The organism is Bartonella sp. AA2SXKL, from assembly GCF_042197205.1.
In the GTDB taxonomy this organism is placed as follows: Bacteria; Pseudomonadota; Alphaproteobacteria; order Rhizobiales; family Rhizobiaceae; genus Bartonella.
In genome coordinates this window covers 1-253 of sequence record NZ_JBHIRN010000250.1, presented here as the reverse complement: position 1 = coordinate 253, position 253 = coordinate 1, and the positions used below count along the sequence as shown (strand labels likewise).

Genomic DNA, 253 nt, shown 5'->3' with positions numbered 1-253 from the left:
CTGTAACAAAGCGGCCTTTATCATCACTCTCCTCCTTTGAAATAAGAAAATGGCTGTGTGCTTTAGATGCTACCTGAGGCGCATGCGTAATAGCAAAAACCTGAATATTTTCTGATAAACGCCGCAACCTTTGCCCAATAGCAGCAGCAACAGCTCCACCAACGCCTGTATCAATTTCATCAAAGATTAGCGTAGGAGCTGATCCACGATCAGACAAAACAACCTTTAATGCCAATAAAAAACGAGACAGTTC

At 42.7% G+C, this 253-nt stretch carries 1 pseudogene; it reads right to left on the bottom strand.

Annotation, left to right across the window (positions count from 1 at the left end):
* Positions 1 to 253 (bottom strand): annotated as a pseudogene (locus ACFINS_RS11035) (DNA repair protein RecN); the annotation flags it as partial.